16 protein-coding genes and 1 tRNA gene are annotated in these 17,700 nt (G+C 68.0%); 11 read left to right on the forward strand and 6 right to left on the reverse strand.

Going from position 1 to position 17,700, the window contains the following annotated elements; genetic code table 11:
- Positions 1-100 precede the first annotated feature (100 nt).
- Complete coding sequence (locus ACOCMH_RS07710) at positions 101-1,939, reverse strand: GGDEF domain-containing protein (RefSeq protein WP_427306313.1); 1,839 nt, start codon at positions 1,937-1,939, stop codon at positions 101-103.
- Positions 1,940-2,190: 251 nt separating this feature from the next.
- Between ACOCMH_RS07710 and ACOCMH_RS07715 the strand changes: the two genes are divergently transcribed.
- Positions 2,191-3,105 carry a hydrolase gene (locus ACOCMH_RS07715; protein ID WP_427306314.1) on the forward strand — a complete coding sequence of 305 codons (915 nt, stop codon included), beginning with the start codon at positions 2,191-2,193 and terminating at the stop codon, positions 3,103-3,105.
- Between the two features lie 99 nt (positions 3,106-3,204).
- On the opposite strand, the gene ACOCMH_RS07720 is transcribed toward ACOCMH_RS07715, so the two are convergent.
- Positions 3,205-3,281: transfer RNA gene (locus tag ACOCMH_RS07720), tRNA-Arg, on the reverse strand.
- 80 nt (positions 3,282-3,361) lie between these two features.
- A complete protein-coding gene (locus ACOCMH_RS07725; protein ID WP_427306315.1) occupies positions 3,362-5,059 on the reverse strand; it encodes an MBL fold metallo-hydrolase in 1,698 nt (565 codons plus the stop codon).
- A 237-nt stretch (positions 5,060-5,296) separates the two neighbouring features.
- On the opposite strand from ACOCMH_RS07725, the gene ACOCMH_RS07730 reads away from it, so the two are divergent.
- From ACOCMH_RS07730 to ACOCMH_RS07755, 6 genes are all read left to right on the forward strand, one after another.
- Positions 5,297-5,674, forward strand: a complete 378-nt coding sequence (locus ACOCMH_RS07730) for a short-chain fatty acid transporter (protein WP_427306316.1) — start codon at positions 5,297-5,299, stop codon at positions 5,672-5,674.
- Between the two features lie 198 nt (positions 5,675-5,872).
- The gene (locus ACOCMH_RS07735) at positions 5,873-7,213 is read left to right on the forward strand and encodes a short-chain fatty acid transporter (protein ID WP_427306318.1); all 1,341 of its coding nucleotides are present in this window, start codon (positions 5,873-5,875) and stop codon (positions 7,211-7,213) included.
- Positions 7,214-7,250: 37 nt separating this feature from the next.
- A complete protein-coding gene (locus ACOCMH_RS07740; protein ID WP_427306319.1) occupies positions 7,251-7,547 on the forward strand; it encodes a YciI family protein in 297 nt (98 codons plus the stop codon).
- Between the two features lie 47 nt (positions 7,548-7,594).
- Entirely contained in the window at positions 7,595-7,879 is a 285-nt protein-coding gene (gene catC / locus ACOCMH_RS07745) for a muconolactone Delta-isomerase (RefSeq protein WP_171513649.1), read from the forward strand.
- Between the two features lie 49 nt (positions 7,880-7,928).
- A complete protein-coding gene (gene pcaD / locus ACOCMH_RS07750) occupies positions 7,929-8,708 on the forward strand; it encodes a 3-oxoadipate enol-lactonase (RefSeq protein ID WP_427306320.1) in 780 nt (259 codons plus the stop codon).
- A gap of 232 nt (positions 8,709-8,940) precedes the next feature.
- Positions 8,941-10,353, forward strand: coding sequence for a DUF1254 domain-containing protein (locus ACOCMH_RS07755; RefSeq protein WP_427306321.1), 1,413 nt, complete (start codon positions 8,941-8,943; stop codon positions 10,351-10,353).
- A 98-nt stretch (positions 10,354-10,451) separates the two neighbouring features.
- Here the strand turns inward: ACOCMH_RS07755 and metE are convergent, their stop codons facing one another.
- Positions 10,452-12,830 (reverse strand): 5-methyltetrahydropteroyltriglutamate--homocysteine S-methyltransferase, encoded by a 2,379-nt coding sequence (gene metE, locus ACOCMH_RS07760; RefSeq protein ID WP_427306322.1) that lies wholly within the window; start codon positions 12,828-12,830, stop codon positions 10,452-10,454.
- Between the two features lie 129 nt (positions 12,831-12,959).
- On the opposite strand from metE, the gene ACOCMH_RS07765 reads away from it, so the two are divergent.
- Positions 12,960-13,883 carry a LysR family transcriptional regulator gene (locus tag ACOCMH_RS07765; protein WP_427306323.1) on the forward strand — a complete coding sequence of 308 codons (924 nt, stop codon included), beginning with the start codon at positions 12,960-12,962 and terminating at the stop codon, positions 13,881-13,883.
- Between the two features lie 15 nt (positions 13,884-13,898).
- Here ACOCMH_RS07765 and ACOCMH_RS07770 read toward each other — a convergent pair whose 3' ends face one another.
- Positions 13,899-14,240, reverse strand: a complete 342-nt coding sequence (locus ACOCMH_RS07770; protein WP_427306324.1) for an AsnC family transcriptional regulator — start codon at positions 14,238-14,240, stop codon at positions 13,899-13,901.
- A 152-nt stretch (positions 14,241-14,392) separates the two neighbouring features.
- Here ACOCMH_RS07770 and ACOCMH_RS07775 point away from each other — a divergent pair, with 152 nt between their 5' ends.
- A complete protein-coding gene (locus tag ACOCMH_RS07775) occupies positions 14,393-14,863 on the forward strand; it encodes an Lrp/AsnC family transcriptional regulator (protein ID WP_012356231.1) in 471 nt (156 codons plus the stop codon).
- On the opposite strand, the gene ACOCMH_RS07780 is transcribed toward ACOCMH_RS07775, so the two are convergent.
- Entirely contained in the window at positions 14,864-15,394 is a 531-nt protein-coding gene (locus ACOCMH_RS07780) for a riboflavin biosynthesis protein RibA (protein ID WP_427306325.1), read from the reverse strand.
- A 259-nt stretch (positions 15,395-15,653) separates the two neighbouring features.
- Between ACOCMH_RS07780 and ribA the strand changes: the two genes are divergently transcribed.
- Both ribA and ACOCMH_RS07790 read left to right on the forward strand, forming a co-directional pair.
- Positions 15,654-16,250 (forward strand): GTP cyclohydrolase II, encoded by a 597-nt coding sequence (ribA, locus tag ACOCMH_RS07785; protein ID WP_171513641.1) that lies wholly within the window; start codon positions 15,654-15,656, stop codon positions 16,248-16,250.
- Between the two features lie 70 nt (positions 16,251-16,320).
- A complete protein-coding gene (locus ACOCMH_RS07790; protein ID WP_427306326.1) occupies positions 16,321-17,664 on the forward strand; it encodes a hypothetical protein in 1,344 nt (447 codons plus the stop codon).
- Positions 17,665-17,700 lie beyond the last annotated feature (36 nt).

Here is a 17,700-nt window from a genome sequence, read left to right on the forward strand (position 1 = left end):
CGCCCCTCCGCACCGGAACGGGAGCGGGCAACGACAAGGCGGTCCGCGCAAGCGGGCTTTTTTTTGTCCGCTGTTTTCGTCCATTCTCCGAGGCGGCGGCTCAGCGTGCCGGCATCCCTTCCAGGTCCTGCGCCTCGCGCACGCAATTGCGGCCCTCCGCCTTGGCGCGGTACATGGCCGCGTCGGCCGCGCTGAACAGGCGCTGCCAGTGGTCCGCGCCGCCATGGCCGACCGCCACGCCGAAGCTCGCGGTCACGCCAAGCTGCGTGGTGCCCGACAGGTAGACCGGCCGTGACGCGATCGCCGCGCGCAGCGTCTCGGCCAGCGCCGCGGCGTCGCCGGGCCGCCCGTGCGGCAGCCATAGCGCAAACTCCTCGCCGCCAAAGCGGGCCAGCACGCTCTCGGACGGCACCAGCGCGCGCATCTGCGCGGCGATGTTGCGCAACACCTGGTCGCCGGCGGCGTGGCCATGGCGGTCATTGATCTGCTTGAAGCGGTCGACGTCGATCAGCACCAGGCTGGCGGTCTCGTGCGCCCCGTACTGGGCCGCCACCAGTTCCAGCGCGCGCCGGTTCAGCAGGCCGGTCAGGCTGTCGGTGCGGGCCTGCAGCTCCAGTTGCGCGGTCAGCGCGGCGCGCTCGCGCAGCTTGCGGCGCAGGATGTCGATGGCATCGAACAGACGCCGCATCTCGGCGGCCTGGCCAATGCGCGCGGCCTGCGCGGCGGACACGGACGTGGCGGCACCGTGCGGGTGGCCGCGGTCCTCGGCCAGCGCGATCACCTCGACCCGCGCGCGCAGCAGCGGCAGGAACACCGCGCGCCGCGCGAACACCAGCATGTAGCCCAGTATCGCCAGGATCAGCGCGGAGGTGCCGCACGCGGCCGCGAGCCGGCGCAGCGCGCGCTCGCGCGTGGTGGTGAAATGCGCCACCACTTCATCCAGGAACACACTGCGCAGCCGCTCCAGCGGCTCCAGCGTTGGCACGTAGCGGTTGGTCAGCTCGGTGGGCGTCATCGAGTAGTTGCCGGAGATCCGCCCCTGCGCGACCAGGCTGTCGACCATGGCCACGCCGCGGCCGAAGAACTGGTGGCCGGCGTCGGCGTAAGCCTGTTCCAGCGCGGGCGCGGCGCCAAACATGTTGTACGCCGGCCCGGCCAGCTGCCACAGCTCCAGCAGCCGTCCGCGCGAGCGCGTCGCGTCGACCAGGCTCTGCACCGGCATCGGCTGGCGCGCCGCCACCGGCGCCATGATCTGCGATGCCATGCGCCCGGCGTACTCGCGCAGGTCGCCCAGCATCTTGCCGGTCAGGGCGGGGGCGGCAAGGCCGTCATCGCAAACGGAAAGCGCGCGGACCTGCCAGGCGATGGCCGGCTGCAGCGCGTCGACGACCTCGAACATGCCTTCGATGGCATGGCGGATCTCGTCCATGTCGCGCTGCTGTAGCGGGCGCGCAGCCAGTTCGTCGATCTCGGCGCGCGCCCGCGCCAGGCGCTCGCGCACGCGCTTGACCATCAGCGGCGGCAGGTGGTGGCTGTGCAGGCCGAAGGGGGCATGCAGCGGTGCGGCCAGCCGCGCCAGCGCGGCGTCGCTGCGGGCGCGGAATGCCTGCAGGCGCGCGCGCGCCGCGCTGTGGGGCGAGGGTGGCTCACCCAGCACGCTGTTGGCCGGGCCGCGTTCCGCGGACAGCGTGTTGGCGGTGTCCAGCACGTCGCGATACGCCGAGATGTCGTAAAGGTTCTGTCGGGCCGCGGCGAGGTCGCCGTACGATCCGGCGATCACCAGGGCCGCCAGCACCACCGTGCCAAGGCCGCCCACCGCGGTGGCCACCGCCAGCTTGCACTGCAGGCTGCGGCGCGGCCAGTTGCGCGGCGCGCTGCCGGCGCTCAGGGCAATGTCGTTGCCGGGATCAAGGCGTCGGGTGCGTTGCCGCAGGGCCATGCTGTCTCCACCCGGCAGCCAGCGGCCGGGCCATGCGTGGAAATTTTGTCATCGCCGACATTATTGACGAAAAGGCTGCGGCGCCTGTCCAAAACTTCCGCAATTCGCGCCAGCCACGCCGGCGTGCGGCGCTGTGCCGCGGGCTTGTCAGGGCGCGCGCCGCCGAACATTCCCGGCTAACGCTGGCGGGGCATTTGACCTATGCTCAAGCTCATCGGGCAGGCTCTTATAACGTCCCGAAGGTGGTTGCCATGACTGTGGTCTTGTCATCATCGAGAGAAAGGGAGGCGGGGACGAACCCCGGATGGCACGGCTGTGCCGCGCACCCCGGCATCGTCCAGCATCACCTGCATTACTGCGCCATCCTGGCCATGCTGATGTGTGCGCTGGCCCACGCAGACGAAGCCTTGCCCGATTACCAGGGCGCTTCCGGTTCTGATCCGCCGCTGCAGGCCAGCCTGGCGCAGCCGGGGCTGGCGGAAGCGGCGCAGGCTTTCAAGCAGCTGGCCGACGGCTCCGAAGCGAGCGGCTGGATGGTCCAGCCCGTGGAGCCGGTCGTCGTCGAATACGCGGCGGTGCCGCCGCCATCCCCATCTGCTTCCGCATTGCCGCGCGCCATCGGCGCCGGGCCCGATGACGATGCCCCGGGCCTGGCCGCCGTCGACCGCGAGACCGCGGCCATGCCGGAGCGTCCGCGCCGGCTGTCGCTGCATCTCGATGACATCACCACCGCCAGCGGCTTTGCCGACAATCGGGTGCGCACCATGGCGCTCGCTGTCGATGCCGTGGTGGCGCGCGCCGGCGGGCTGACCATCCAGCCGCGGCTGCAACTGGCCTACCAGCCAGGCATGAACGCGGCCCCGGACATGCCGCCGCAAGCCATGCCCGGCGATGCCAGTGCCACCGGCATCGGCGTGCGCCTGTACGGCGCGCAGCCCACGCGGCTGGCCGGCATCTATCCGTTCGTCGAGGCCGACTGGTGGCAGGACAGCCGCAAGCAGGTCATCAATATCAACGGCACCAAGATCGATGCGGACCTGCTGCGCGGATTGTTCTCGTTCAATATCGGCGCGCATGGGAATACCAAGACCGGCATGAAGCTGTGGTTCAAGGTCCGGGCGGGGCGCAGCCCGAGCGGCACTGTCGGCGCGCGCTATCGGTGGTAAGGGTGGTGGCAGGAGCGGTGGGGGCAACAGCGCGCAACAGGCGCGCGGCAATGAAAAAAGGGCTTCCGTTTCCGGAAGCCCTTTTTCTTTCTGCATAGGTGGCGCGGCTGGCAGGATTCGAACCCACGACCCCTTGGTTCGTAGCCAAGTACTCTATCCAACTGAGCTACAGCCGCACACGAGAGGCGCAATTGTATCGCAATTATTGATTTGCGCAAGCCCCCCGCCGAAAAATCCTCATCCGCCGCCGACGGCGTCAGTCCGCGGCCTCCGACCAGACGCCATCCGCCTCCTGCGCCTTGCCTTCGTCGCGCAGCTTGAGCAGGTGCGCCAGCAGCGAGCGCTGCGCGACCGGATGCAGGCGCGGCGACACATCGTCATAGACGCGCAGCACCAGGTCGCCGAGCGGAGCAGGGCCGAATTGGCGCAGCGCGCCGGCCACCTTGGCCTCGCGCTGCTGGCGGTGTCGCACCAGGATGCGGATGGCGTCCTGCGGCCGCGCGATCAGGAAGCCGTGCCCCGGCGCCAGCCACTCGAGGTCTTCTTCCTGCAGCGCCGCGAGCGAGTCGAGGTAGGCGCGCATGTCGCCGTCGGGCGGGCCGATCACGACTGTCGATCCCTGCATCACGTGGTCGCCGGTGAAGAGTGTCTTTTCTTCCTCCAGCAGGTAGCAGAGGTGGTTGGACGCATGGCCCGGGGTGTGGCAGACCCGCAGGGTGCAGGCTTCGGCCAGCGCCAGGCGCTCGCCGTGCACCAGTTCGCGCTGCGGTGCGAAGCTGGCGTCCTGCCACGGGCCGGCGGGAGCGGCGCGTCCCAGCACGGTGGCGCCGGTGGCGGCCTGCAACGCCGCCGCCGCGGGCGAATGGTCCAGGTGCGTGTGCGTGGCGAGAATCCAGCGGATCGGGCCCGGCGCCGCTGCGAGGATGGCGCGTACATGCTCGGCATCGTCCGGGCCCGGATCGATCACGGCCCATTCGTTGCGCGCGCCGCCGCCGACCAGGTAGGTGTTGGTGCCGGGGCCGGTCATCACGCTGCCATTGTTGGCGGTGACCCGCCATACCCGCTCTGACAACTGCACCGGCACGCCGGGTGCAAGCTCGTAGCGCCCGTGCACCTTGCCGTCAGGGTCGATGCGGCCGATCTCGGCGTAGCACGGCTCGTTCGGCATCACCGGGCGCACCCCCGCCGCACCGGTGGCGAGGCGCGGCATGATGCAGGCAATGCCGCGCAACTGCGAGAAATAGGCAAAGCAGGTGGCGGCGGTCTCGAACTGTGCGATCGAGCTCAGCGTCCGGCGCGTGACATGCATCATCGGCAGGCCGCTGGCCGGGTCGGCGGCCTCGGCCGGGCGCACCCAGCGGTGCTCCACGATCTCGGTGCCGTCGGGCACGGCAAGCTGGCCTTCGGGCGCGATGGCGACGAAGAAGCGGGTATCGAAACGCTTGGGCAGGCCGGGCGGCGTCAGCCAGTAGCTGTGATAGGCCAGGCGGTCGGTTGCCAGGCGCAGGCCCAGCTGCTCGCAGGCGTGGGCCAGTCCCGGGCCGCCGCGTTGCACGGCCTCGCGCAGCAGGGCTTGCTGCGCGGCGTCCAGTTCGTGCGGCGCGCGCAGGCGCCCTTGAGGATCGCAGGCGAACAGCAGGCCGGCCTCTTCGAAGCATTCGCGCACGGCAGCCAGGTAGAAGTCCAGCCCGCTGGCAGGCAGGCCCAGGCGTTCGCTGGCGAGCACGTCATCGAGGCCGTGGGCGTGCGCGTGCAGGTGCCGGTCTTGCGCATCGAGGGTGCCGCCGGGAAAAACATAAGCGCCGCTGCTGCGGTCATTGGCGCGTTCGACGCGGCGCACCAGCAGCACTTCCATGCCGTGGGACGCGTCGCGCACCACCAGCAGGCTGGCCGCCGTGCGCAGTAGCGGCGTGGGGGTGGCGGGGCGGTTGCCGCTTGTCTCTGTGGTTGTCATTGTGTCGGCATCGTGGGTTGTATGCGCGGCGCGCCAGGGTGCCGCGTGCGCTAGTTTAGCCGCGTTCGCGGATTCGAAAGTCCGGGCAATCCCGGCGCCGCGGCCGCTTCTGCGGCCGTGCCGGGCCGGCGGCGGCCGCGGGCGGGCTTTGGCTTTTCCGGCTACACGCAGTAACCTGATGGCTCCGCTTCACTTTCTGGAGCGCCACCGCCGGCGCTCCTATTGGAGGAGGTCCGCGTGATCCGAGCTTCTTACCTGTGCCTGCCGGTTGCGTGCCTGCTGGCGGCCTGCGCGACGCCGCCGCAGCTGGCACCGCGCCCGGTGCCGCCGCCCGCCACCCGCATCACCGTCGACGCCCAGGCCATGTCCCGGGCGGCATCCGCGGCCTGCGAGCCGGCGGTGGCGGAGGCCGTCCAGCGCCGTTATCCGCAGCCCGGCAGCGTCATGCTGATGGCCGACCGCGAGCAGTACTACCAGCGCCCCAATGCGCAGACCTCGGTCAACGGCGAAGGCGTGTTCGAGCCGGACGACAGCTCGTCCGCGATTGGCTTCCACTACGCCTGCCTGTACAACGCGCGCACCGGCAAGGTCGACGATGTCCAGATGCGGTACTGAGCCGCGCAGTCGCTTTCCCGAAAATACCAGCCGCGCCAGTGAGTAACTATTGCGTTAAATAGCGGTAATAGCGACTCCCCATTTCCTTGACCAACCGGTCGACCGGCCATTAGCATAGCCACGCGCCGTTTTGAAGTTCGCATATAGAACCGTAGTTCGAATGGCGTAACTTTAGTCGACTTTGGAGACAAGGAAGCCATGAACAAGATCGCCGGGTTCTTCACCGAACTCATGCGCCGGTACCTGCCGGATCCTTTCGTGTTTGCCATCGGCCTGACGCTGCTGACGATGGCACTGGCGGTGCTGGTGCAGGGGCAAGCGGCCCCGGCGGTGATCGCCAGCTGGGGCAAGGGCTTCTGGAACCTGCTGGCCTTCACCACGCAGATGGCCGTGATCCTGGCGATGGGCTACGTGCTGGCTACCGCGCCGCTGACCGACCGCATGCTCGACCGCATCGTCGGCGCCGTGCATACGCCGCGCACGGCGATCATCGTCGCCACGCTGGTGGGCGGCATCGGCAGCTACCTGAACTGGGGCTTCGGGCTGGTCATCGGCGGCATCATCGCCAAGAAGCTCGCGCTGAAGGTTCGCGGCGTGCATTACCCGTTGATCATCGCTTCCGCATACAGCGGTTTCACCCTGTACGGCCTGGGCCTGTCGGCCAGCATCCCGGTGCTGATCTCGACTCCGGGGCACCCGATGGAAAAGGCGATGGGCGTGGTCCCGCTGTCTGAAACCATCTTCTCGACGCCGATGCTGCTGACCAGCCTGGCGGTCATCGTCACCCTGCCGCTGCTCAACGCCTGGCTGCACCCGCGCCATCCGGCCGAAGTGGTCGAGATCCGCCGCGACCAGGAACCGTCCCGGGCCGAGGCCGGCGCGGCCCACAGCATCGGCGGCGAGAACACCCTGGCCGGGCGCCTGAACAACAGCCGCATCCTGAGCCTGGCGATCGGGCTGTGCGGCATGGCCTATGCCGTCATCTACTTCACCCAGGGCGGCTCGCTGGACCTGAACCTGATCAACTTCCTGATCCTGTTCGGGGGCGTGCTGCTGCTAGGCACGCCGGTCAACTACGTGGCCAAGCTCAACGAAGGCATCAAGACCATTTCCGGCATCATCCTGCAGTATCCGTTCTATGCGGGCATCATGGCGATCATGGCAGGCTCGGGGCTGGTGGATACCATCTCGCGCGTGTTCGTCGATATCGCCACGCCGCAGACGCTGCCGTTCTGGGGCCTGGTCAGTTCCTTCGTGATCAACTTCTTCGCGCCCTCCGGCGGCGGCCACTGGGTGATCCAGGGGCCGTTCATGGTCGATGCCGCCAAGGCGATCAACAGCTCGGTCAGCCAGACCTCGATGTCGGTGATGCTGGGCAACGCCTGGAACGACCTGGTGCAGCCGTTCTGGATCCTGCCCGCGCTGGCGCTGTCGAAGCTGAACCTGAAGGACGTGATGGGCTACACCGTGATCATGATGTTCTGGGTGGGCCTGATCTATATCGCTGCGATGCTGCTGTGGGGCGCGCAGATTGCCTGACTTTGACCCGCGGCCGCAAGGCTGACAGGAGGACCGCATGCCATACCTGATCGAAACCCTCGACAAGCCCGATCACCAGCACGTGCGCCAGGCCAGCCGCGCCCGCCATCTGGAGTACCTCGACGCCAACAAGGCGCTGCTGCTGGCCTGCGGCGCCAAGCTCAACGATGACGGCTCCGATGCCGGCGGCGGCGTCTATATCGTCGATGTCGACAGCCGCGAGGCCGCGCAGCGGTTTATCGACGCCGATCCGTTTGCCACCGCGGGCCTGTTCGCCGAGGTGCGCATCGTGCGCTGGCGCAAGGCCTATCTCGACGGCACCTGCCGTCTCTGACGGGCCGCGCAAGCCGCTCCATCTCACCCTCAACACCAGGAGACCCCATGCTGTTCATGGCCGAAATGACCGTCAAGATTCCCGCATCGCTCGACCCGAAGCTGGTCGAGCAGCTCAAGGCCGATGAAAAGGCCATGTCGCAGCGCCTGCAGCGCGAAGGCAAATGGCGCCACCTGTGGCGCGTGGTGGGCCAGTATGCCAACGTCAGCATCTTTGACGTCAGCGACAACGATGAACTGCACACCTTGCTGACCGCGCTGCCGCTGTACCCGTACATGGAGATCCAGGTCACGCCGCTGGCCCAGCACGGTTCCGCCATCGCGCAGAACTGAGCCGGCCCGACCCCGCAACACCGCCCGTGATCCCTGACTGACCAACGCCATGCCCTTCGCAGATCTTCCCGACGTTCGCCTGCACTACCGCCTCGATGGCGCCGAGCACCTGCCGGTGCTGGTGCTGTCCAACTCTCTCGGCACCAACCTGGACATGTGGGCACCGCAGGTGGATGCCTTCAGTCAGTATTTCCGCGTGCTGCGCTATGACACGCGCGGGCATGGGGCGTCGTCGGTGCCGCCCGGTCCTTACAGCATGGCGCAACTGGGCGGCGATGTGATCGCGCTGCTCGATCATCTCGGCATCGCGCAGGCCAGCTTCTGCGGCCTGTCGATGGGCGGCATCACCGGCATGTGGCTGGCGCTGAACCACGGCGCGCGGCTGCGCAAGCTGGTGCTGTGCAATACCGCGGCGTATATCGGCCCGCCCGAGAACTGGACTAACCGCGCCGCCGCGGTCGAGCGCGACGGGGTGGCGTCGATCGCGGCGGCGGTGGTCGACAAGTGGCTCACCCCCGCCTACGCGGCCGCGCATCCGGAACTGGTGGTGTCGCTGCGCGCCATGCTCGGCGCCAGCCCGGCCGCGGGCTATGCCGCCAACTGCCTGGCCGTGCGCGATGCCGACCTGCGTGCCGAAATCGCCGGCATTGCCACGCCGACGCTGGTGATTGCCGGCTCCGGCGACCTCCCTACGCCCCCGCGCGACGGCGTGTACCTGGCGCAGACGATTCCCGGCGCGCATTACGTCGAGCTGGAAGCCGCGCATATTTCCAACCTGGAACAGGCACAGGCGTTCGCCCAGGTCGTGCTCGATTTCCTGAGCCGTTGACCTGGCGCCGGCCGGGGCCTTTCCGGGGCCCGGCGGCGTGGCTTATCATGCACCCTTTGCCGTTGCGCTCCCCCGTTGGTGCGCCCGGCCTCCGATCCCCGCATTCGAGGAATTGACAGGCCGGGAGCGTCCGGACAAGATGCGGACGGACAGATGCGCCTTCGGGACGACATGCCGGCAGTCATAGCCGCAATGCCCGGAGAACACGCACGAACTTTGGGAAATCGGGGTCATGAAGCCTATCCTTCGTCAACTGGCGGGCGCGGTCACGCTCGCCGTCGTGCTCTCTGGCTGCGCTACCGGGCCTGACTATGCCGGCAACCCGGCGGCGGCCGAGCAGCCGCCGTCCGACCAGGCCATGAAGACCTTGTCCGCCGAGGTCTTCACCTTCGCCTATCCAATGGTGCTGATGGACGTGACGCGCGAGCTGATGACGCTGCGCACGCCTGCCAACACCTTCAGCCACAAGCGCACCTTCCCGGACGCCACCTTCACCGACGTGGTCAGCCCCAATGCCGACACGCTGTACTCGTCGGCGTGGCTGGACCTGTCGCGCGAGCCGGTGATCCTGTCCGTGCCCGATACGCGCGGGCGTTATTACCTGATGCCGCTGATGGATGCGTGGACCAATGTGTTTGCCGCGCCGGGCAAGCGCACCACCGGCACCCGCCGCGGCAATTTCGCCATCACCGGTCCCGACTGGCGCGGCACGTTGCCCAAGGGCATGCAGGAGATCCGTTCGCCCACGTCGATGGTCTGGCTGATCGGCCGCACCCAGGCCAGCGGCAAGCAGGACTTCCCGGCAGTGCACCGGCTGCAGGACCAGTACCGGCTCACGCCGCTGTCGGCCTGGGGCGGCGGCCGCCGCGTGCCAGACAAGGCTGCCCCTCGGCCCGCGCTGGACCCGGACAGTTCCCCGGTGGAGCAGGTGGCCGCCATGGACGCGCAGGCATTCTTCACGCGTTTTGCCGCACTGCTGCCCGCCAACCCGCCGGCGCCGGCCGACAGCGCCATGGTGGAAAAGATGCGCCGCATGGGGATCCGCGCCGGCGTGCCGTTCAAGACCACGGTGATGGAACCTTCCACCGCGCGCGCGGTGCAGGAGGGCGCCACGGCCGCGCTGGCGGCGATCGTGCAGGCCGCGCGCCAGGGCAACGCCGACGCCGGCAATGGCTGGGTCATGCATCGCGACCTGGGCAATTACGGCACCAGCTATGGCCGCCGCGCGGTCACGGCGTGGGTGGGCCTGGGCGCCAACCTGCCGGAGGATGCGATCTACGCTTCCACCCGTACCGATGCCAACGGCAAGCCGCTGCAGGGCGGGGCGCGCTACGTGCTGCACTTCGACAAGGACCAGCTGCCGCCGGCGCGCGCGTTCTGGTCGCTGACGCTGTACAACGAACGCCAGGCTTTCGTCCCGAACCCGATCCAGCGCTACGCCATCGGCAGCCGCGATCGCCTGCGCTACAACCGCGACGGCTCGCTCGACATCTACATCCAGCATGAGCGCCCGGCCGGCGCCAGGGCCGCCAACTGGCTGCCGGCGCCGCCCGATGGGCTGAACATGATGCTGCGCGCGTACTGGCCGGAACAGGCGCTGCTGGACGGCACCTGGATGCCGCCGCCGGTGATGCGGGTGAACTGAGCCGCCAGGCGCCGGCAGGCAAAAAACAGGCCGCATGTCCCTGAAGGACATGCGGCCTGTCTGCTTGCGCTGTGGCGCTGCGCCAGTGGCCGGTGGTGTCAGTGCACGTGCGTGGCGCAGGCGGTGCAGGCCCCGGCGGCGTGCGCTACCGGTGCGGTGCCGGCTGCGGGAGCGCGGTTGACGCGCTTCCAGGCCGCCACGTCCGGCGCCGACAGGCGCTGGCGCAGCGCGCGCGCCGCACTGACCATATTGGCCAGCGCCGCTTCGGTTTCTTCCCAGCCGCGCGTCTTCAGCCCGCAGTCCGGGTTGACCCACAGGCGCTGCGGCGGCACCACCTCGCAGGCGCGGTCCAGCAGCCGCTCCATCGCCTGCACCGACGGTACGCGCGGCGAGTGGATGTCATAGACGCCCGGGCCGATCTCGTTCGGGTAGTCGAAGTCGCCAAAGCCCTCCAGCAGTTCCATCGCCGAGCGCGAGGTCTCGATGGTGATCACGTCCGCGTCCAGCGCCGCGATCGCGGGCAGGATGTCGTTGAATTCGGCATAGCACATATGGGTGTGGATCTGGGTCTGGTCCCGCACGCCGCTGGCGGACAGCCGGAACGCGGTCACGGCCCAGTCCAGGTAGGCGTCCCAGTCGGCGCGGCGCAGCGGCAGGCCTTCGCGCAGCGCCGGTTCATCGATCTGGATCACGCGGATGCCGGCCTGCTCCAGGTCGCACACCTCGTCGCGGATCGCCAGCGCGAGCTGGCGCGCGGTGGTGGCGCGCGGCTGGTCGTCGCGCACGAAGGACCACTGCAGCATGGTGATGGGGCCGGTCAGCATGCCCTTCATCGGCCGCTCGGTCAGTGACTGCGCGTAGCGGGCGGTGTCGACCGTCATCGGTTCCGGGCGGTACACGTCGCCATAGATCACCGGCGGCTTGACGCAGCGCGAGCCGTAGCTTTGCACCCAGCCGTTCTCGGTGAAGCCATAGCCGCACAGTTGTTCGCCGAAATATTCGACCATGTCGTTGCGCTCGGCCTCGCCGTGCACCAGCACGTCCAGCCCAAGGGCTTCCTGCTTGCGTACCGCCAGCGCGATCTCGGCGCGGATGCGCTCCAGGTATTCCAGCGCGCCGATCTCGCCGCGCTTGAAGGCGGCCCGGGTTTGCCGGATTGCCGCGGTCTGCGGGAACGAGCCGATCGTGGTGGTCGGCAGCAGCGGCAGCGCAAGCGCCTGGCGCTGGCGCTCGATGCGCTCGGCGAAGGGGCTGGCGCGCTCGGCCATCGCGGCGTTGACGCCGGCCAGGCGCTGCTGGACGCGCGGATTGACCACGCGGCCCGAGGCCCGGCGCGAAGCCTGCGCCGCATCCGATGCGGCCAGCGCTTCGGCGACGGCCGCATCGCCCTGGTTCAGCGCGCGGGCCAGCACCGACAGCTCGTCGAGCTTTTCGGTGGCGAAGGCAAGCCATGACTTCAGTTCGTCATCGAGCCGCGTTTCATGCGCGAGCGATACCGGCACATGCAGCAGCGAGCACGACGGCGCCAGCCACAGGCGCTCGCCCAGCGCGCCGTGCAGCGGGCGCAGCATGTCCAGCACGCGGCGCAGGTCGGTGCGCCAGATATTGCGGCCGTCGATTACGCCCAGCGACAGCACCGCGTGGTCCGGCAGCGCGGCCTGCCATGCCGCCAGTTGGGCGGGGGCGCGCACCAGGTCGATATGGAAGCCGTCGACCGGCAACGCGGCCGCGCGCTGCGCGTGGTCGGCGGCCGTATCGAAGTAAGTGGCCAGCAGCAGCTTCGGCCCCGCCTCATGCAGCGCGGCGTAGGCGGCGTCGAAGGCATCGAGCCAGGCCGGTTCAAGGTCCAGGCACAGCGCCGGTTCATCGATCTGCACCCACTCGATGCCGCGCGCCTTGAGCTGGCCAAGGATGCGGCGATAGGCCTGCAGCAGTCGCGGCAGCAGCGACAGCCGGTCGAAGCCGGGCACATGGCTCTTGGACAGCCAGAGGTAGGTGACCGGCCCGATCAGCGCCGGGCGGGCGCGCAGTCCCAGCGCCAGCGCCTCGTCGGTTTCCTCGAGGAACCATGCCGGGCCGCCGTCGAAGGTGCTGTCGGCATCGAGTTCCGGGACCAGGTAGTGGTAGTTGGTGTCGAACCACTTGGTCATTTCCATGGCCGGCTGCTCGTGGTTGCCGCGGGCCAGTTCGAAATACTGAGCCAGCGTCAGCTGCGCCGCATCGAAGCCGAAGCGGCGCGGCAGCGCGCCCAGCAGCGCGGTCAGGCTCAGCATCTGGTCGTAATAGGCAAAGTCGCCGGTGGCGACCGTGTCCAGGCCGCGTTCGGCCTGCAGTTGCCAGTGCTGGCGGCGCAGTTGCGCGGCCACCTCGCGCAATTCGGCTTCGGTGCGTTCACCACGCCAGAACGCTTCTTGCGCAAATTTGAGTTCACGGCGTGCGCCGATGCGGGGGAAGCCGAGGATATGGGTGCGTGCCATGGTGTTGTTCCAGTAGAAGTCTGGCGCACAGTGTCGGTTTGCCCATAAAATGAATCAAGCGACAAGTTTTAAACAACATATGAATCTGTTTCATATCACCCCGGGCTGGCGGCACTGCGGGGACGCTGCATGATCGAAGTCCGCCATTTGCGTTCGCTGGTGGCCATTGCCGAATCCGGCAAGCTGGCCACCGCGGCCGAACGCGTGCATGTGAGCCAGTCAGCGCTGTCGCACCAGATCAAGGCGATCGAATCGCACTACGGCGTGCCGCTGTTCGACCGCACCCGCCAGGGCCTGCGCTTCACGCCGGCGGGCGAGCGCCTGCTGGCGCTGGCGCGCGAAGTGCTGGCCGCGGTCAGCGCGGCCGAGCGCGATATCGAACGGCTCAAGGGGGATACCACCGGCGAGTTGCGCGTGGTGCTGGAATGCCATACGTGCTTTGACTGGCTGATGCCGGTGATGGACGAATTCCGCCGCCGCTGGCCCGAAGTTGAGGTGGACCTGGTCGCGGGCTTCCATGCCGATCCGATTGGGCTGCTGCGCAACGGCCGCGCCGACATGGTGATCGGATCGCAGCCGGCGGCGCGGCGCGGGCTGGAGGTGGCCCCGCTGTTCCGCTTCGAGATCCTCGCGGTCATCGCCAACGAACACCGGCTGCGCAACAAGCGCCGCATCGAAGCCGCCGACCTCGCCGGCGAAACGCTGATCACCTACCCGGTGCCCGAGTCACGCATCGACCTGATCCGCGAGGTGCTCGAACCCGCCGGCATCCACCTGGAACGGCGCACGGCGGAACTCACGGTGGCGGTGCTGCAACTGGTCGCCAGCCGCCGCGGCGTGGCGGCGCTGCCCAACTGGGGCGTCAAGAACTACGTCGACCACGACTACGTGCTGGCCAAGCGCATCGGCGCCAGGGGGCTGTGGAGCGAGCTCTACGCGACCGTGCCGGCGGCGATGGCGCGACGGCCCTATGTGGCGGATTTTGTCGCGATCGTGCGCGATACCTGCGCGGCGCAGCTCGACGGGATCGAGTTGCTGGCGCCGGCAGCGTAGCGGCGATCGGCCGGTTCAGGCCGTCAGCATGAGCGCAGCGGCGCTGTCGCGGCGAGTCGCGGCGCGCGGCGCCGGCTCGGCCGCGGTGTCATCGTCCGGATCCTCCACGTCCGCAACCAGCAGTTCCACGTCGAAGCCGTTATCGAGGCGGCGCAGGAACAGCCACAGCAGGCCGGCGTCGTTTGCCGTCAGGGTGGCATGCAGCACGGGTTGCGGGGCGTCGTCGAAATCCAGCTTCTGCGGCGCGAGTCCGGTACGGCGCGCATTCGCCAGCACCCATTCCATGGCGCCAAATAAATCGGCGGGGTCAAGGCGCAGCGACAGGCGCAGGGTGGGAAGAGGGCGGGAGGCTGGCATGTGTCGTTTCCGGCAGTCGATCTGTGCAGGTAAATTTACCAGCCGGCGTGCAGAATTGGCTTTCTGATTTTCTCCGTAACAGCGCCTATATCAGGATATTCATCCCACGTTGGTAGAATTATAGGGAGACTATTCTTCCTTCATGATACTTGATGGCACAGTCACCCAAACTTGATGACACCGACCGGCGCATCCTGCGTGAACTCCGGCGGGATGGCCGCCTGTCCAACGCGCGCCTGGCGGAGCAGGTGGGCCTGTCGGCCACGCCGTGCTGGAACCGCGTGCGCGCGCTGGAAGAGAGCGGGGTGATAGAAGGCTACGCCGCCCTGCTGAACCAGAAGGCCCTGGGCCTGCCCGACACCGTGCTGATCGAAGTCACGCTGGAGCGGCACGACGACGACATGCTGTACCGCTTCGGCAAGGCTCTGGCGGAACTACCGGAGGTGATGGAAGCCTACCTGCTGACCGGCGAATACGACTACCTGATCAAGGTGGCGGTGGCCGGCACCCAGGGCTATGAGGAGTTTTTGCGGCACAAGCTCTACAAGCTGCCCGGCCTGCGCCACAGTCGCTCGACCTTCGTGCTGCGCACCCTGAAGCGCGAGACTTCGGTCGAGCCGTGATCAAGCTGTCCTGAGCACTTCGGCGGTGGTATTGCGCAGCGCGCGCAGGGCCTCGTTGCATTGCTGCGGCGTGGTGGGGTGCACCAGCACGGCCCAGCGGCCGTGCTGCACCGCCTCGCGCACCGGCGTGATCACCAGTTGATGATCCGGCCGCGCGGTTATCAACCCAGCCAGCAGCATGCCAAACATCACCCCAAGGAAAATTGCCGCGCCGGTGGCCAGTCCGGGGCTCTGCATCACCGCCTCGATTTCCTGCCGATGCAGGATGCCCACCACCGCAAGGCCGATTACGGCACCGAGCGCGGCCATCATCAGGTGCGAACGCAGCGCGGTTTGCACGATGCCATCGTTCTCAGGCTCGAGCTTGCGGCCAAAATGGGCTTCGTAGGGGTGCACCAGCCGCACCTGCCCGCGCTTCAGGTGCGCCTCATAGCAAACGCGCTCGGCGGCGCTGCTGGCCGCCAGCTTGGAGTCGAACAATGCTGCGATCTTGGTGCTGGCTGCCTCGGCGTTCAAGGGATTGGTTGTCATGGCGAACTCCGGCTGCGGCCGTACCCCCGCGCGTTGCATCCATGCATTCCAGCCCGCCGGGGACGACCAGTGTCCTGTATACCGAGTCTAGAGATCCGTTTGAAGCGGCTGCATAAGTGGACTGCGCTTGCGCTTGTAGGAATTGGCCGACCCGGCGCGGCGCCAGGCCTGGCGGGGAATCCGAGCGCGAACGACCGATTCCGCTCATAATGTCGGCGGTGCCGGGCTGCGCCCCCGCCTTTTGACCAAGAATTCCGGTATGAATGACACAGAAATTGAGCTGATCGACTCGGCGCGCCTGCCGACGCGATTCGGCGACTTCACGGCGCACGCCTTCAAGGGCGCCGATTCAGGCATCGAACACCTGGCCCTCAGCGTTGGCGAGGTGGCGGGCGACAATGTGCTGATCCGCATGCATTCCGAATGCCTGACCGGTGACGTGTTCGGCTCTTGCCGGTGTGATTGCGGGCCGCAACTCGAACTCGCCATGGAAAAGATCGCCGCCGAGGGCCGAGGCATCCTGCTGTACTTGCGCGGTCACGAAGGGCGCGGCATTGGCCTGGCCGAGAAAATCCGGGCCTATCGCCTGCAAGACGGCGGGCTCGACACCGTGGACGCCAACCTAGCCCTGGGCCAGGCCATCGACGCCCGCAACTATGCGTTTGCCGCGGACCTGCTGCACCAGTGGGGCGTCAAATCCGTGCGCCTCATGAGCAACAACCCGCTGAAGGCCGCCGCGCTGGAGAAGGCCGGCATTACGGTCTCGGAGCAACTGCGCCACATCGTGCCCTCCAACGCCGAAAACGAGAAATACCTGGCGACCAAGCGCACGCGCATGGGGCATCTGCTGGACTGATAGCGCTGAGGCGGCGGCTGGCCGGCAGACTGCCCGGGCCATGCGCCATTTTCTTTTCGCGGAACCGCCCATGCACTGGATTCTCGCCGCGATCGCCGTGCTTGTGGCCAGCCAGGCCGTGTCTGGCTGGTGGGTGCCGGTGCTGGCCGTCGCCGTCTGGGCCGGCGAAGTGCTGCTGATTATCCTGGCAGGGCGGTTGGCTGGCGACGCCGGTGGTCGGCAGCTTTCGGTCTCCCCAGGCTCGACAAGTCCGCTGCCTTGCGACAAGGCGCCTCGGGATGTGGCGCACACATCCGCGCCGAGCCTTGTGCCGGCTTCGCAGGCGGTCACGACGGCAGCCACCACCGCCCAACCAGCCCCGGAGGGCAACGGCTGGTATCTGCCCCTCGACGTCCTGGGCATTTCCTTCAACGAGCGCTGGCCGCGCCCGGGCATCTGCGACACCCGCGAGTACTTCCTGCGCGGCGGCGACCGCCTGCTGCTGCGCTATGCGCCGCCGGCCGACGCGCCGCCCGGGCAGTCCTGGCTTTGCGACATCTCGGGACGCTGGCGCGACGGCGGCCTGCCGTGTCGTGCAATCCAGTTGAACGCCTCACGATTCGAGTGCATTCCCATCACGCATGACGGCGTCTATGAGATCGGCGTGGGCCAGGGCGACCCGTCCGGAGCCGAACACGGCGAGATCGAGGCGTGGCTAGGATCGGACTCTCCCGACCGCCTGGCGCAGAGCAATGTGCCCCAGCAGCAGAGTGGTGCAGCGTGGAGCTGCGACGCCGCGGGTCAATGGCGCGTCCATATTACCCACGAGTCGACGGCGCTGGACCGCGCCGCCATGCCGGAACGGCACGAAACATCGGTGCCGCGCAGCGCCCTGGTGCTGTTCGATCCCCAGCATCAAGCGTGGGACGAAGCCGGTATCGCCGACCCCACCACGGCCTGGCAGGCCGAGCGGCGCCACATATTCCGGTACTACCTGCAGCTGTGCCAGGGCGATGTCCTGGCCGTCGAACATAGCTGGCAGCCCTCGTTGTTCGGCGCGCCAATCGAGGAGCAAAACGGCGTTTCCTTTACTCACGCAGAACTGGAACTGACGCAGTTCGTGCGTTCGCCGACCTTGCTGAGCGTGCATACCGGGTGGAGCGAAATCAGCAAGGAAACGCCGCGCGTCACGCTCCTGACCTGTCCCGACGATGGCTTCTTCCAGGTCGAGCTTGCGCTCTTCGGGCCACCGTCATGGCGGACACGGCCTTCGCCGGAATTCCTGCAACTGCGTGTGTGGGGCGTGCGGTTGCGCCGCCCGGCGCTGGTTCGGGATTTCAGCCTGGTCGAAGGCTGGGTCGAGGACTGGTACCGCCGCACGATCCCGGTTCCGCGCGATGCGCTTGCCGGGCGTGGCGAGCCTTCCAGCGCCTAGGATGCGTCAGGGCCGCTGACCATATCGGTGTTGTAG

Origin of the sequence: Cupriavidus sp. H39 (assembly GCF_050271075.1) — a bacterium.
Lineage (GTDB): Bacteria > Pseudomonadota > Gammaproteobacteria > Burkholderiales > Burkholderiaceae > Cupriavidus > Cupriavidus necator_B.